15 protein-coding genes and 1 pseudogene are annotated in these 13,426 nt (G+C 62.4%); 5 read left to right on the top strand and 11 right to left on the bottom strand.

Going from position 1 to position 13,426, the window contains the following annotated elements; translation table 11 throughout:
• Positions 1 to 49 precede the first annotated feature (49 nt).
• A pseudogene (locus tag AC0V2S_RS18250) lies at positions 50 to 856 on the bottom strand (UDP-2,3-diacylglucosamine diphosphatase); the annotation flags it as partial.
• A 139-nt stretch (positions 857 to 995) separates the two neighbouring features.
• Between AC0V2S_RS18250 and AC0V2S_RS18245 the strand changes: the two are divergent.
• The 4 genes from AC0V2S_RS18245 (at position 996) to AC0V2S_RS18230 (ending at position 3,762) form a co-directional block, all read left to right on the top strand.
• Entirely contained in the window at positions 996 to 1,745 is a 750-nt protein-coding gene (locus tag AC0V2S_RS18245; protein ID WP_475510964.1) for a helix-turn-helix transcriptional regulator, read from the top strand.
• An 89-nt stretch (positions 1,746 to 1,834) separates the two neighbouring features.
• Positions 1,835 to 2,170: a tRNA-binding protein gene (locus tag AC0V2S_RS18240; RefSeq protein WP_475510963.1), complete on the top strand. Its 336-nt coding sequence runs from the start codon at positions 1,835 to 1,837 to the stop codon at positions 2,168 to 2,170.
• 78 nt (positions 2,171 to 2,248) lie between these two features.
• Complete coding sequence (locus AC0V2S_RS18235; protein WP_475510962.1) at positions 2,249 to 3,142, top strand: DMT family transporter; 894 nt, start codon at positions 2,249 to 2,251, stop codon at positions 3,140 to 3,142.
• 125 nt (positions 3,143 to 3,267) lie between these two features.
• Positions 3,268 to 3,762 carry a hypothetical protein gene (locus AC0V2S_RS18230; RefSeq protein WP_475510961.1) on the top strand — a complete coding sequence of 165 codons (495 nt, stop codon included), beginning with the start codon at positions 3,268 to 3,270 and terminating at the stop codon, positions 3,760 to 3,762.
• Here AC0V2S_RS18230 and AC0V2S_RS18225 read toward each other — a convergent pair whose 3' ends face one another.
• The 6 genes from AC0V2S_RS18225 to AC0V2S_RS18200 form a co-directional block, all read right to left on the bottom strand.
• Entirely contained in the window at positions 3,763 to 4,059 is a 297-nt protein-coding gene (locus AC0V2S_RS18225; protein ID WP_475510960.1) for an Rdx family protein, read from the bottom strand. It abuts the gene before it with no gap.
• A 145-nt stretch (positions 4,060 to 4,204) separates the two neighbouring features.
• Positions 4,205 to 5,800, bottom strand: a complete 1,596-nt coding sequence (locus AC0V2S_RS18220; RefSeq protein WP_475510959.1) for a FimV/HubP family polar landmark protein — start codon at positions 5,798 to 5,800, stop codon at positions 4,205 to 4,207.
• Positions 5,719 to 6,330, bottom strand: a complete 612-nt coding sequence (locus AC0V2S_RS18215) for a type IV pilus assembly protein FimV (protein WP_475510958.1) — start codon at positions 6,328 to 6,330, stop codon at positions 5,719 to 5,721. The genes AC0V2S_RS18220 and AC0V2S_RS18215 overlap by 82 nt, the downstream gene beginning before the upstream one ends.
• Before the next feature lie 333 nt (positions 6,331 to 6,663).
• The gene (gene slyA / locus AC0V2S_RS18210) at positions 6,664 to 7,101 is read right to left on the bottom strand and encodes a transcriptional regulator SlyA (protein WP_475510957.1); all 438 of its coding nucleotides are present in this window, start codon (positions 7,099 to 7,101) and stop codon (positions 6,664 to 6,666) included.
• A 117-nt stretch (positions 7,102 to 7,218) separates the two neighbouring features.
• Positions 7,219 to 8,229 (bottom strand): DUF2804 domain-containing protein, encoded by a 1,011-nt coding sequence (locus AC0V2S_RS18205; protein ID WP_475510956.1) that lies wholly within the window; start codon positions 8,227 to 8,229, stop codon positions 7,219 to 7,221.
• Positions 8,230 to 8,369: 140 nt separating this feature from the next.
• On the bottom strand, positions 8,370 to 8,498 hold the full coding sequence (locus AC0V2S_RS18200) for a PA1414 family protein (protein WP_271196971.1): 129 nt from the start codon (positions 8,496 to 8,498) through the stop codon (positions 8,370 to 8,372).
• A gap of 348 nt (positions 8,499 to 8,846) precedes the next feature.
• On the opposite strand from AC0V2S_RS18200, the gene AC0V2S_RS18195 reads away from it, so the two are divergent.
• Positions 8,847 to 9,950, top strand: coding sequence for a DNA alkylation repair protein (locus AC0V2S_RS18195; RefSeq protein ID WP_475510955.1), 1,104 nt, complete (start codon positions 8,847 to 8,849; stop codon positions 9,948 to 9,950).
• Positions 9,951 to 9,985: 35 nt separating this feature from the next.
• On the opposite strand, the gene AC0V2S_RS18190 is transcribed toward AC0V2S_RS18195, so the two are convergent.
• From AC0V2S_RS18190 to AC0V2S_RS18175, 4 genes are read right to left on the bottom strand one after another with little or no spacing between them, the layout of a single operon-like run.
• On the bottom strand, positions 9,986 to 10,975 hold the full coding sequence (locus AC0V2S_RS18190; RefSeq protein ID WP_475510954.1) for a 5-oxoprolinase subunit C family protein: 990 nt from the start codon (positions 10,973 to 10,975) through the stop codon (positions 9,986 to 9,988).
• Positions 10,972 to 11,676 carry a 5-oxoprolinase subunit PxpB gene (gene pxpB / locus AC0V2S_RS18185; RefSeq protein WP_475510953.1) on the bottom strand — a complete coding sequence of 235 codons (705 nt, stop codon included), beginning with the start codon at positions 11,674 to 11,676 and terminating at the stop codon, positions 10,972 to 10,974. Before pxpB ends, AC0V2S_RS18190 begins: the two co-directional genes overlap by 4 nt.
• Positions 11,673 to 12,425 (bottom strand): 5-oxoprolinase subunit PxpA, encoded by a 753-nt coding sequence (locus AC0V2S_RS18180; RefSeq protein WP_475510952.1) that lies wholly within the window; start codon positions 12,423 to 12,425, stop codon positions 11,673 to 11,675. The genes pxpB and AC0V2S_RS18180 overlap by 4 nt, the downstream gene beginning before the upstream one ends.
• Complete coding sequence (locus AC0V2S_RS18175; RefSeq protein WP_475510951.1) at positions 12,422 to 13,288, bottom strand: urea carboxylase-associated family protein; 867 nt, start codon at positions 13,286 to 13,288, stop codon at positions 12,422 to 12,424. The genes AC0V2S_RS18180 and AC0V2S_RS18175 overlap by 4 nt, the downstream gene beginning before the upstream one ends.
• Positions 13,289 to 13,426 lie beyond the last annotated feature (138 nt).

Genomic DNA, 13,426 nt, shown 5'->3' with positions numbered 1-13,426 from the left:
CAGCCTCGCTCGCCATGGCCACGCCAACTGCCGCACCTGCCACGGCAGCGGCCGCTCGTTCCTGTTCAGCGATCTGCGCCTGGCGCGCCTGATCATCGGCCAGGCGATACAGCTCGATGCTGCCGTCCAGGTGTTCGATCAAAGCCGTGCAGCTTTCCACCCAGTCGCCGCAGTTCATGTATTCCACGTCGCCCATCTGGCGAATTTCGGCGTGGTGGATATGGCCGCAGATCACGCCATTGAAGCCGCGCTTGGTGCACTCGTGGGCAATGGCTTCTTCAAAGTCGCTGATGAAATTCACCGCAGTTTTGACCTTGTGCTTGAGGTACGCCGACAGCGACCAGTAGCCGTAGCCATACTTGCGCCGCCAGTGGTTGAGCCAGCGGTTGAGGGTCAGCGTGAATTCGTAGGCCGAGTCGCCGAGAAAGGCCAGCCAGCGGTGGTAGCGGGTGATCACATCGAACTGGTCGCCGTGCACCACCAGCAGACGGCGGCCGTCGGCGGTGATGTGTTCGGCCTCATCCACCAGTTGGATATTGCCGAGAATCAGCTTGGAGTAGCGACGCAGAAACTCGTCGTGGTTTCCGGTGACATACACCACCTCGGTGCCGCGCTTGCTCATGGTGAGCAAACGACGAATCACATTGGTGTGGGCCTGGGGCCAGAAAATACCGCTGCGCAGGCGCCAGCCGTCAATGATGTCGCCCACCAGGTACACCTTGTCGGCCTGGTAGCGCTTGAGGAACTGCGACAGGTGTTCAGCCTGGCAATCCTTGGTGCCCAAGTGCACATCCGAAATCCACAGGGTACGTACACGTTGTTTACGGCTAGGTTTTGCGAGCTGAGCGCTGCTCATGGGGCGGCCTCCGGCAGGGTTTAGCCGAGGTTGAGGCCTGGCGGTGACCTGGGTATTACAAGCACAAGGCAAACTGATGACAGTGCTTTCCTACGCCGTTACCAGAGGTAAACTGCGCTTCTCTGCCGAGGAACCTGCCATGCACTCGATTCTGTCCCTGCGTCATTACAGCGATGAGCTGATTGCCCATAGCCACGAGCATGCGCAAATCGTCTTCGGCTTGAGCGGTCGCCTGGAATTTGAAGTAGAAGGCCACGGTAGCCTGTTGCGCGGCCAGCAATTACTGGTGATTCCCAGCGGTTCGCACCACGCCTGTGAAAGCCGTGAAGGCAGCGATTGCATGGTGTTCGATGTGCCCGACAGCGCCTGGCTGCACAGCCGCCTCGGCAGCCACGCCGAGAACGGCCAACGCCTGCTCGACAGCCCGCAAACGCTCACCCTCGGCAGCTCCCAGCAGCAGTTGCTGAGCTGGCTGGTCAACAGCCCGATTCACGACCCCGTCATCGCCCAGCAAGGTGCCGCGCTGCTGTTGGCCAGCCTGGCCAGCGCCCCGGCGACGCACGCCGAGCGCAATGAACTGCCGCTGGCCAGCCTGAACACGTACATCGATCGGCATGCCGCCCACCCCTTGCAGGTGGCCGATCTGGCGCGCCTGAGCGGGCTGTCGGCAGCGCGTTTTCATGCCCGTTTTCTGCAGCAAACCGGGCAAACGCCGATGGACTACGTGCGCCACCGTCGCCTGCAACAGGGCATGCAATTGCTGCGCGATACGCAACTGGCTGTGGGCGAAATTGCCCAGCGCGTCGGCTACACCTCGCAAAGCGCCTTTACCGCCGCCCTCGCCCGCCACACCGGCACCACGCCGCGGCAACTGCGCCGCGACCAATAGCCTGACGACAATCGCCGCGAGTCTGGCGACAGACACGGCGCGCGGCGCTCCCTACACTGCGGCGATCGATCAGCATTGGGGAACGGGCGATGGACACCATCGAGTGGCAAGACTTCGAGCGCGTGGAGCTGCGCGTGGGCACGGTGCTCAAAGCCGAGCCCAACGTCAAAGCGCGCAAGCCTGCGTATGTGCTGCAACTCGACCTCGGCCCGCTCGGCCTGAAAACCTCCAGCGCGCAGATTACCGACCACTACAGCGTAGAGAGCCTGATCGGCAAACAGGTGCTGTGCGTGTGCAATTTCGCGCCCAAATCCATTGCCGGCGTGCGCTCCGAGGTGCTGGTGACCGGCGCGTACGACGCGGAAAATCGGGTAGTCTTGGCCAGCTTCGAGCATCCGTTGCCTAACGGCACTCGCCTGGCCTGAACGTTTTCCTGGCTTTTTGTGGAGGAGGCTGAAGCCTCTCCACAAGGACCTCTATCAATCGATTGACCGAGTTCCCACATGAACCACCGCTCCGCCCTCACCGCCCTGCACTGCGGCGCCCTGATGTTCGGCTTTACCGGCGTGCTGGGCAAGCTCGCCACCACCACCCCGAGCATGATCGTATTCGGCCGCGCGCTGTTTGCCGTGCTGGCGCTGGCGGTGTTTGCCGGGCTGATCGCGCGTATTCCCTGGCAGCGTCTGCGGGCCAATGACTGGGGCCGTCTGGCACTGGGTGGCGTGCTGTTGGCGGGGCACTGGGTGAGCTTTTTTATCTCGGTGAAAGTCGCTGGCGTGGCCATCGCCACCCTGGGTTTCACCAGCTTTCCGGCGCTGACGGTCATTCTCGAAGGGCTGATTTTCCGCGAGCGCATTCGCCGCAATGAAATCGTGCTGGTGTGCCTGGTCAGCATCGGCCTGGTGTTGGTAACGCCGGACTTCAATCTGGCCAGCGGCGCCACCACCGGGCTGCTCTGGGGCGTGCTCTCGGGCTTGCTGTTTGCGCTGCTGTCACTGGTTAACCGGGCCGGCTCTGGCAAGGTCGGGCCGGTGCAATCGGCGCTGTGTCAGAACCTGGTGGTTGCGCTGTGCTTACTGCCGTTTGCCGCGCCGGAGCTTGCCAGTGTGTCGGCGATGAACTGGCTGTGGATTGCCCTGCTCGGCGTGTTCTGCACCGGCGTCGCCCATAGCCTCTTCGTGGCCAGCCTGGACGTGCTCAAGGCGCGCACCGCGGCCGTGGTGTTTGCCTTGGAGCCGGTGTACGGCATTACCTTCGCCTGGCTGATTTTCTCGGAAACGCCGACGGTGCGGATGATGGCCGGCGGCGCGTTGATCATTTTCGCGATCTTCCTGTCGGCGCGCATGGGCGATGGCAAGGCCGTGGAACCGGTCGACGCTCAAGCCGCGAGACCCTAACGGCAAGCAATGTAGCAACGGGTTTACACAGGCTTTACCCAGGCCTGACACCCAGTTAACGGCGGCACTTCGATAATGGCCATGGGTGGCGAAATCACGCCCCCTCGCCTTTCTGGAGTACCACCATGACCGCTTCACTGCCGCGCTTTGGCGTCGCCCTTCTCCTGGCCCTGATTACCTTGCCGACACTGGCTGGCCCTGGCGGCGGCGGACCTGGTGGTCCCGGCGGCCCGGGGCCAGGCTGGGGCGGCCCAGGACCTGGCCACGGCCATGGCTTGCCGGATGCTTCGCGGGAATTGTGGATTGGCAGCGCGCTGTATTTTCTGGCCGCCGGTACCTACTACATGTGGAATGCCGACCGCAGGCAATACGTGGTGGTCGAAGCGCCGCAAACCGTGGCCAGCGTACCGCCCACCACATACGACGTGATCGCCTACCCGGCTCGCGGCCAGACCGCCGACCAGCAGGCCCGCGATCGCTACGAATGCCATAGCTGGGCGGTCAGCCAGAGCGGCTTCGACCCCGCCAGCGCCACCAGCGCCCCGCCGCCAAACGCCGCCGACTACTACCGCCGTGCCCTGGGCGCCTGCCTGAACGGGCGCGGCTACAGCATCAACTGATCACTCCGACGCAGGCGTGGCCCGGTCGTTATGGCCGAGGTCGCGCTCGGGGTCGATCACATCGCGTACGCGCTGCTTCAATACCTTGGCCTCCGGGAAACCACCGTCGGCCTTGCGCTCCCAGATCTGCACGTCGTTGCAGGTAATCACAAAGACCCCACCGGTGCCGGGTTGCAGGCTGACCTTGCCCAGGTCATCGCCGAACGTGGACAACAACTCCTGCGCCAGCCAGGCAGCGCGTAATAGCCACTGGCATTGGGTGCAGTAGGTGATGGTGATTTCGGGTTTGAGGGTCATAACGCGCCTTGGGCAATGGAGTCCGACGCCACATTCTGGATTCCCGCCTGGGGGGGAATGACGAAGCTGTAATCAGTGTCTCCGTCCCCCCCGCGCAGGCGGGGGTCCAGAATGCTGCGGCGAACGCAGTTGGAAAACGTAAGGCTTAAGCAATCTTGGCCAGGAGCTTGGAGGCCTCACGCTTCTGCTCCTCATCACCCTCATTGATTAATTCATTAAGGATGTCGCAGGCACTTTCCAGGTGGCCCTGTTCGATATAGGCCAAGGCCTGATTGAACTTGGCCAGGTTGTCGCGCCGCGCTTCGAGGTGATCAAGGTCGCCCAACGAGGCGCTCTCTTCCACCACCGGTTGGTTCAGGTAGGCGTCGTCGTCCAGGCCTTCGCCAAACCAGCCTTCGTCGTGGGTTTCTTCTACCACCATGGCGGCGCCGGGGAGCGCGCTGCCCAGATCGGCGCCCAAGTCGGCAACCGGTGCGCTGTCATTGCTGGCTTTCTGCGCCGCTTCGGCCTTGTTGCGGGCGTTGGCGGAGAACGGGCTGATCAGGTCCCAGTCGGGGTCCAGGGAGAAGTCGTCGAGGTTGAACTGATCCTCTTCGGCCGACGCCGGGCTGGCCAGGGGTTGCGCCTCGTCCAGCTCCAACACTGCGTCGTCGAGCACATCGAACTGCGCCGCCGTCGTTTGCGTGCCGTCGAACAGACCTGGGTGACGGGCCTTGAGCTGGGCAATCGGCGCGTCGGCATAGCCGGCATCAAGCAGCAGCTCTTCTTCTTGTTGGAAGCCGCGGGCATCGCCCACTTGCGCCAGCACTTCCAGCAAGCGGAAGCGGATATCGGTGCGCTGCGGCTCCGCATCCAGAGCACGGCGAAGGCTGCTGGCCGCCTCACTGAAACGTCCGTAGGCGATGTAGATATTGGCGCCTTCCAGGGTATCGGTCGGGCTGGAGGGGCGCACTTCGGAGGGCGCAACGATCACGCGTGGCGCGGCGGCCACAGGAGCGACTGCGGCGGCCGGGGTCACCATATCGTCGAGTTCGAACTCATCGTCGTCTTCAACCACGGCGGCGGGCGTAACCACCACGACCGGGGACGGCTCCGGTTCCTCGCGCTTGCGGCGCCAGAACAACAGACCGAGCAGACCCAGCAGCAACAGGCCGGCGAGGCCCCAGGCAGCGTTGAACCAGGAGTTGCTTTGCGCTGGCGCAGGTGCGGGAGCGGCCACCGCAGCCGACGTAGCGGGCTGACTGGAAGCGTCGGCGGCGGGTGCTGGCGCTTGCTGGCGGCTGAGTTGAGCTTTGAGCTCGGCCAACTGCTGGTCTTTGGCGGCGGACTGCTCCATCAGCAGTTGCACTTGCACCGTCAGGTCGGCCAGGGACTGTTGCAGTTTGGTGTTTTCGTCGGCGCTCTGGGCCAGTTGGTTGTCCAGACGCTTTTGCATCTGCACGATCATCTCGGCTTGCGGGTCGAGCGGCGTGCTCGGCACTGGTGCGGGCAGCTCGTCATCGCCGACCACGCTCAACGTTGGCGGCGCCTCTGGGGCATCGGCCGGCGCAGCGGCGGCCACTGGCGCGCCGTCGGGCAGAAGCAGATTGGCGCCTACTTGCAGGCGGCTCATATCGCTGCCGCCAAACGACTGGGGATTGAGGGCGTGGATATCGGCCATCAGTTGTTGCTGGGATTCTTTGCTGCCTTGAGCGCGCAGGCGCGAAGCGATGGTCCACAGGCTGTCGCCATTGGCGACCACATAACGTTTGCCGAGCTTGGACGGCGGCGCCTGATGAGGTTTGGCCGGGGCAGCGGCTGCAGTAGTACGGGACTGGGTCGAAGCGCCGGCGTTGGCTGCCGACGGGTGGCCGCCACGCTGTTGTAAGCCGATGCATTGGGCGGATCGAGCAGTACGGTGTATTCGCGGTACAGCTGGCCATTGGGCCGCGCCAGCTCGACGATGAAGTTCAGGTACGGCTCACGGACCGGCTTGCTGGACACCACGCGAATCACGCTTTTGCCACCGCGCAATATCGGGGTAAAGCGCAAGTCGTTGAGGAAATAGATACGTTCGACGCCGGAGCGCGCATACACGGCGTCGGGGGCGATACGCACGTGCATGTCGCTGGCGTCGAGGTCGCCAACCTCCAGCAACTCGATATCAGCCTCCAGCGGCTGATTGAGGGCCGAGTGCAGGGTGACGTCGCCCAAGCCCAACGCGGACACCAACCCCGAATACAAAGCCGAGCCAGATGCCAAGCCAAGTAATAAATGTCGAACCTGCACCATCGACGCCTCCCGGTAATTACCGCTCCATGTTCACACCACTGCGTAAGTATTCACGCACTTCCAGTTTAGTGGTGCTAACAAAAGGTTTAGCAAAAGTCTGAATGGGGGAGAAACATCCGTGTAGGCCCCAGCCTAAGAGTATGGTCACGTTTCGCAATTTGTGACGTAGTTAACCCGGCATATGGCCATGATACGCAAAAGACGGGAAAAACAGTCAAATAAATGGCAAAGAAAAGATGCACTTAGGCGACTTGAGACGAAGGTGTCAAAAAGCTTACAAAGCGCGATGGCGGGTGGGGCATCCATAAGGTTTGCCCCACTACTTGCGGGGAGTTAGCGCTTTTCCAGATTACTCAGAATGCGCGCATGAACTAACTGGCACTGGCGTATTTCGTCTTCATCGATACCGTCGAACAACTCCAGACGCAGTTGGCTGGATATCGCTTCAATCTGCTCAATCAATGGTCGCGCTGAATCATTCAGGCAGATTTTCTTGGCCCGGCGATCTTCGGCGACCGCTTGACGGCTGACCAGGCCTTGGCTCTCCAGGCTGTCCAACAGCCGCGCCAAGGTGGGCCCTTCTACACCGACGCTTTGCGCCAGCTCACGCTGGGTGGGGAGTTCATCGCGAAAGCGCGCCAGGTGCAGCAGCACCAACCAGCGCGCCTGCGACAGGCCAAGGCCGGCGAGACGGCGGTCCAGCTCGGCACGCCAGGAGCGCGACAGCTGGGCCAATTGCATACCAAAACGGTGTTGATCGGTGTGGGGCATAAAAGGCTCGTGATCACAGCTAAAACTAATAATTAGCCAGCTAACCATAACCTTGAGCAAAGTGGAAGACGTCGACCTGTAAGACTTAGTACGTTTATCCCAGAGAAATCATCCCAATTACCACTTTACGTATTGGTCTTCGACAAACCCCCACAAGCCCTCAATTGCAATGGTTGGGCGACCATGCGGGCGCAATTCACCTCGGAATTGTCCGAATATCTGCTTGAAGTTACTGGCGATAAATCCGAGATTCAGCCGCTCTTTATGCAGGCCGCGTGCTTCGAAGTGCAGGTCGACCTGCCCGTCGAATGACTGAATGCGCCACGGCGACATTTCGTTATCGCGGTCGTAGGTGAAACGCACCGTGTCCACCTTGATCAACTCGCCGTCGAGCCAGAAGCAGTTCTCGGTAAAGCTGGTTTCATTCACCCCGCACGACAGATTCAACCCTACCCGCTGCTCGCCGGCCTGCCCCGACAGGCACGCCCAGTTCCAGAAAGTTTCCGGGCGCATATAGCCGGCCGACCAGTCGTGGTGCGCAAAGGCATCGATGCTGGCCAGATCGAACGTGCCCAAAGCACTCTGCACACTCCCCTCGCAACGCACCCCGGCCACCTTTTGCGCATACACCCAGCCATTGGTGGCCGTCGGCGTATTCAGGCACATCGGCTGGAACGCCGGCGCTTGCTCATTGAATTGCGCGCTGATGCGGGTGCCGTCATCCAGTTCCACCAACAGGCGTTTTTCGCTGCCGTGGTTTTCCAGACGCAGCAGATTCTTGCCGCTGCGCAGTTCGCAGATGCCGTTGTTGGGGTGTTGGGAGAACTGGCTACCGATGCCCAGCGGCAACTTGAATTGGCGCTCGATCATCCGGCCGCTGGCGGGGTGAAACAGATACACGAAGCCGATGCCGGCCAGGCTCAGGTTGGCCAGGGCACAGCCGCCAATCAACTGGTCGCTGATCAGGCCGAAGTATTGGAATTGGTGGAAGCGTCGCCATTTGGCCAACGCGCCGAGTGGACGGCCCATGGGCGAGCGGAAGTCGAAATCGCGGTAGTTAACCTCACCAACCGCCTGGGGAAAGATGCCGAAGTGCGGTTGGCCATTGGCTTGAATCAGACGTTCCATCGCGTGCAGTGCTCCCCGGAGATATCCGAGGATGCTAGCACTGGGTAAGTCCTTCAGCAGTCACGATCAGCGCCAGCACAGGCGACAAAATCGGCCAGCCCAGACGGTGAAGGCTGGGCTGCTGACGGCGGCGTTGGCGCTTAGCGTCTGCGCCGTTGCGCGGCCATACGGCGTTGCTGTTCTTCGGTAGGGATTGGAATCGGTTGCAGACGGGTAGTGCCCAACAGAACGGACAGTTTCCAGGCCAAAGTACGTAGCCACATTTTCATCGTTTGTTCCTCTCTAAACAGCGAGTGGGCGGTCACTTGTTATATGCGGCCGTCATCCTCGGAACTCAAGCCCAAATACCACTAAGGTCACGCTCTTTTCAGATTTAGCAGACCTTAAAGTCAGCTTAGTCCTATTGAAAGCAGTTCCGCTTTGATCTGTGGCAACCTCAGGTAACGCCTCTACGGCCCGCGCAATAACGCTAGCCGCACCCTGAGAGTGGCACCAACCCCAGCGCCGCGCCACTTTCGCCTGCAGCTTACTGAGAGAAAAATGAGTGTTGGCCGATGTACGGTATGTCCTACACACTCCATAGACCCAACTTACAGCCTTTCACCGCCAGGACGCCCATGAGCTCAACCGACAGCAGCGCCCCGGCGCTCAAGGAAATCTTCAACCGCGAACGCCTGCGGCATATCGCCGAACAGACCCAGGCGGTGTACCCGGCCTTTCCCGGCAAACGCTTTCTGACCCTGGCCAGCGCCGGGCTCGACGAGCTGTCGATCATGCAGCGCCTGACGCGGGTCAGCGAAAGCCTGCACGCCACGTTGCCGGCCGACTTCAACAGTGCCCTGGCCATCCTTCAAGACCTGGCGCCGCGCCTGAACAGCGGTTTTGTCACCATGAGCCTGGGGCATTACGTGGCCAGTTACGGGCGCGACGATATCGAGCTGTCGTTGCTGGCCCTGAAATACTTCACGACGTTCGGCTCCTCCGAATTCGCCATCCGCCACTTTCTGCTGCTGGACCAGGACCGCACCCTGGCGCAGATGCGCGAGTGGGCTACCGACGACAACGAGCATGTGCGCCGCCTGGCCAGCGAAGGCAGCCGGCCGCGCCTGCCGTGGTCCTTTCGTTTGGCGCGTCTGCAGGCTGAGCCGGAGCTGGCCTGGCCGATCCTTGAAGCGCTGAATGACGACCCCAGCCCGTACGTGCGCAAGTCGGTGGCCAATCACCTGAACGACATCAGCAAAGACCATCCCGAATGGCTGCTGACGCGTCTGGAAAACTGGCCGGCGCACCAGCCGCGCACTGCCTGGATCATCCGCCACGCCCTGCGCACCCTGATCAAACAAGGCCACCGCCGCGCCCTCGCCTTGCTGGGCGCGGGTGAGCCGGCGCAAGTGGAATTGACGGCGCTGGAGGTCACGCCGAAAAAGGTGCACCTGGGCCAGAGCATGACCCTGTCGTTCACCCTTAAATCCACCAGCGATACGCCGCAACGGCTGGTGGTGGATTACGCCATCGACTACGTGAAGGCGTCGGGCAAGACAGCCAGCAAGGTGTTCAAACTGAAAACCCTGGACCTGGCGCCAGGGGCGATGGTGGTGCTGTCGCGCAGTCAGCAGATTCGCGAGCTGACCACGCGCAAGCATTACTACGGGCACCATGCGGTTCATGTGTGGGTGAATGGTGAGCGGTTGGGGACGGCGGGGTTTGATTTGGTGCCGTGACACAAAATGGGGTTTTCAGGCCCAGCCAATCGAGGCTAAAGCCTCTCCCACAGGACCGCATATTTCCTGTGGGAGAGGCCGGTCCGGCGCTCCGGTTGGCCTCGATGCGTTTCAAACTGCGCCAATAATCTTGAGTGCGAAGCCTCAGCACTCGCCTGCACCACCGGCCTGAACCGCAAACCCTCTCCCGGCTGCGCCTGCGCCAACCGCGCCAACGCTTCCGGCGTCAGTGCCCCTACCCGGGGATAGCCGCCAATTGTTTGCCGATCATTGAGCAGCACAATCGGCTGGCCGTCCGGTGGCACCTGAATCGCGCCAAGTGGAATGCCTTCGGAAATCAGAGCCGCGCCCTGATAGTCGAGCACCGGCCCCAACAGCCGAATCCCCATTCGGTCGGCCCGACTGTCGAGCTGCCACGGCCGGTTGAAGAAATCAAACAACGCCTGCCCGCTGAAGTCGCCGATTTGCGCACCCAGCACGAGGTCCAGCGGCTGCTTCAGACTCAGGTCCGGAATCCGCTCAATCGGCAATTGCCGTGGCTGGCCACCCAAGCCCGACCATGCCAACACATCGCCAACGGCCAGCCCCTGACCATCGCCCTGCAACCCGCCCAAACCTTCACGGCTCACCGTGCTGCAACTGCCTAACGTTGGCGTACAGGTAAACCCACCCGGCGCTGCCAGGTAGGCCCGCATGCCCTGCTGCGGATGGCTAAAGCGCAGGCGTTGGCCCGCTCGCACCGCAACGCTCTGCCACGGTTGCAACGCCTCGCCGTCCAGGGTGGCCGCCAGATCACCACCGGCCAGTGCCAGGCAACCGTCCTGCTGAATCAGCACGCTAAAGCCACCCAGGGTGATCTCGATAACCGCGGCGTCCAGCGCATTCCCCAGCAGCCAATTGGCCCACGACATCGAGAGCCAATCCGCCGCCCCGCCCTGAGTCACGCCTAGGTGCCGCACGCCAAACCGACCTCCGTCCTGCAGCTGAATCAACGCCGTGCTGTGTTCCACCAAAAGCCCGCTCATACCAGCGCCTCCAGCGGCGTGTCGTCGCCGCCCAGGCGGACGAACTCAGCGTGTTCAACCGGCGTAAACCGCACGCGGTCGCCGGGTTGCAGCAGGCTGTAGCCATCGAGTGCGCGATCAAAAAGCGGAGTGGGCGTGCGCCCCAGTACGTTCCAGCCACCGGGCGAGGTTTGCGGGTAGGTGGCGGTCTGCCGCTCGGCCAGGGCCACGCTGCCCTGGGTAACGCGCTTGCGGGGGGTGGCCAGACGGGGCGCCGCCAATTGCGGAACGACCAGGCCCATATAGGCAAACCCCGGCGCAAAGCCGAGGGCGAATACCTGGTATTCGTGGTTGCTGTGCAGTTCGATTACCTGGCTGATCGACAACCCCGTGCGCTGGGCCAACAACGCCAACTCCGGCCCTACCTGCGGGTCGTACCACACCGGAATCTGATGAGAGCGCCCGCCGCCCTCGCCCGCCGGCTGCAGATTGTCCAGCGCGATAGCGATCAGTTCCCGAGCCTGAACCGAGCTGATGCGCCGCATATCGTAGTGCAGCATCAGCGTAGTGTAAGACGGCACCAAGTCGATCAGCCCCTCGGCAAATACCGCGCGCAATCGCTGGGCGGCGGCGATCAGCCAGGGCATATGGGCTTCATCGATAGCGTCGAACAGGCGCAGCATCAGGCAGTCGATGGCGACCACCTCCACCCGCACTTTCATGCCGATTGCAGCCCATCAAGCGCTTCCCGAATACGCCGCACCGCCGCCACCGATGCGGCGTTGTCGCCGTGTACGCACAAGGTGTCGACGTGCAGCTGCAACGCGCTGCCATCGCTGGCAATCAGTGGCTTGCCCTGCGCGAGGTCGAGCGCCTGGGCGACGATACGTTCCGGGTCGTGATGCACCGCGCCGGGCAGGCTGCGCGACACCAGGTTACCGGCGCCGTCGTAGGCGCGGTCGCTAAAGGCTTCGAACCACAGCGGCACGCCAAACTCGTCGCTCAAGCTTTGCGCCAGGCTGTTGTCGGCGCGCGCCATCAGCATCAGGCGCAGGCCATCGCCATAACCGGCCACGGCCTGAAACACGGCACGCAGCAGCGTGGCGTCGCTCATCATGTCGTTGTACAGCGCGCCATGGGGTTTGACGTATTCCACCCGGCCACCCTGGGCGCGGCAGATGCCGGCCAGTGCACCCACCTGGTAATGCACCAGATCGATCACTTCCTGGGTTGAGCAGGCCATGGAGCGGCGGCCAAAACCGACCAGGTCCGGATAAGCCGGATGGGCGCCGATGCGCACCTGGTTTTCCAGCGCCAGGGCCACGGTTTTGCGCATGGTGCCGGGGTCACCGGCGTGAAAGCCGCAGGCGATATTCGCGCAGTCGATAGAGGCCATCACCTCGGCGTCCAGGCCCATGGTCCAGGCACCAAAACTTTCCCCGATATCGCAATTCAACAGCACGCTGTTCACTCCTTCTGCTCCCAGGCTGGCGCCACTATCTGCAATCCATGCTGGCCGTTATAGGCGGCGCGTTCGGGCTGTTTCCAGCCGGCCAGCAAGGCGGCGTCGAGTGTATAGATTTCAACGCCCAGCGGGCGGCACACGCTCAACGGATCTTGCGCCTCGGGGCCCCACATCGGCAGCGACAGGTCGCCCCCCGTGCACGTCGACAAGGCGCAGAGCAGATCGATTTCAGCGAAGAATTCCAGGTAGTCGCCCTGCTTGGCCGGGCAGGCTTTCATGAAATACAGGTCGTCGTCGTTGAGGCCCGTGCACTGGAAGACATTGAGCACATCGTGCACGTCGAACTCAGTGAGGCCGTGGGGCAGCACCGCGCGGGTCAGGTTGGAATGGCAGTGATGGTGGAAGTCTTCGCCGGTGAGCATCTTGTTGACGTAGGGGTCGCAGCGGGTGCCGAGCAGGTCGTGCACGCGGCCGCCATGTTCGTCGATGCCGTAGTCGGCCAGGGTGTCGTCGGTGATTGTCACCAGTGGGCGCAGAAACGGCAGGTTCGACCACAGGCGGTCGTAGGTGCTCACGTGGGCGCCTTGCAACTGCCGGGTACGGGCGGCCCACAGACGTTCACGCGGGTCGTGGGCGTTCCAGATATTCAGGTCGCCGACCTGCGGGCCGACCGGGGTGGTGATGCGAAACACATGCCCGGCCGGCACCTTCCAGGCGCGGCCGGTGCGGATGGGTATCTGGAATTGTTCGATAAGCGTGCGCGCGTTTTGCTGGTCGCGAATGCGCTGGTAGAAGGCCTCGTCCACCTGCAAGGCGGAGCCTTTACTGACCTGGTAGGCGGCTGGGTAGTCTTGGTAGGCCTTGGGCATGATCGGGATCCTTGCGTAGGAGGAAGATCAACAGCATCGAGGCTGAAGCCTCTCCTACACGAACCACGCAATCAAGTCCCCTCTCCCACTTGTGGGAGAGGGTTAGGGTGAGGGAGCTGTATTGAGCCGGGCGTAGAT

It is taken from the genome of Pseudomonas sp. CC11G (assembly GCF_056174845.1).
Note: the sequence above shows the minus strand (reverse complement) of the source record. Positions and strands in the feature narration are given on the sequence as shown.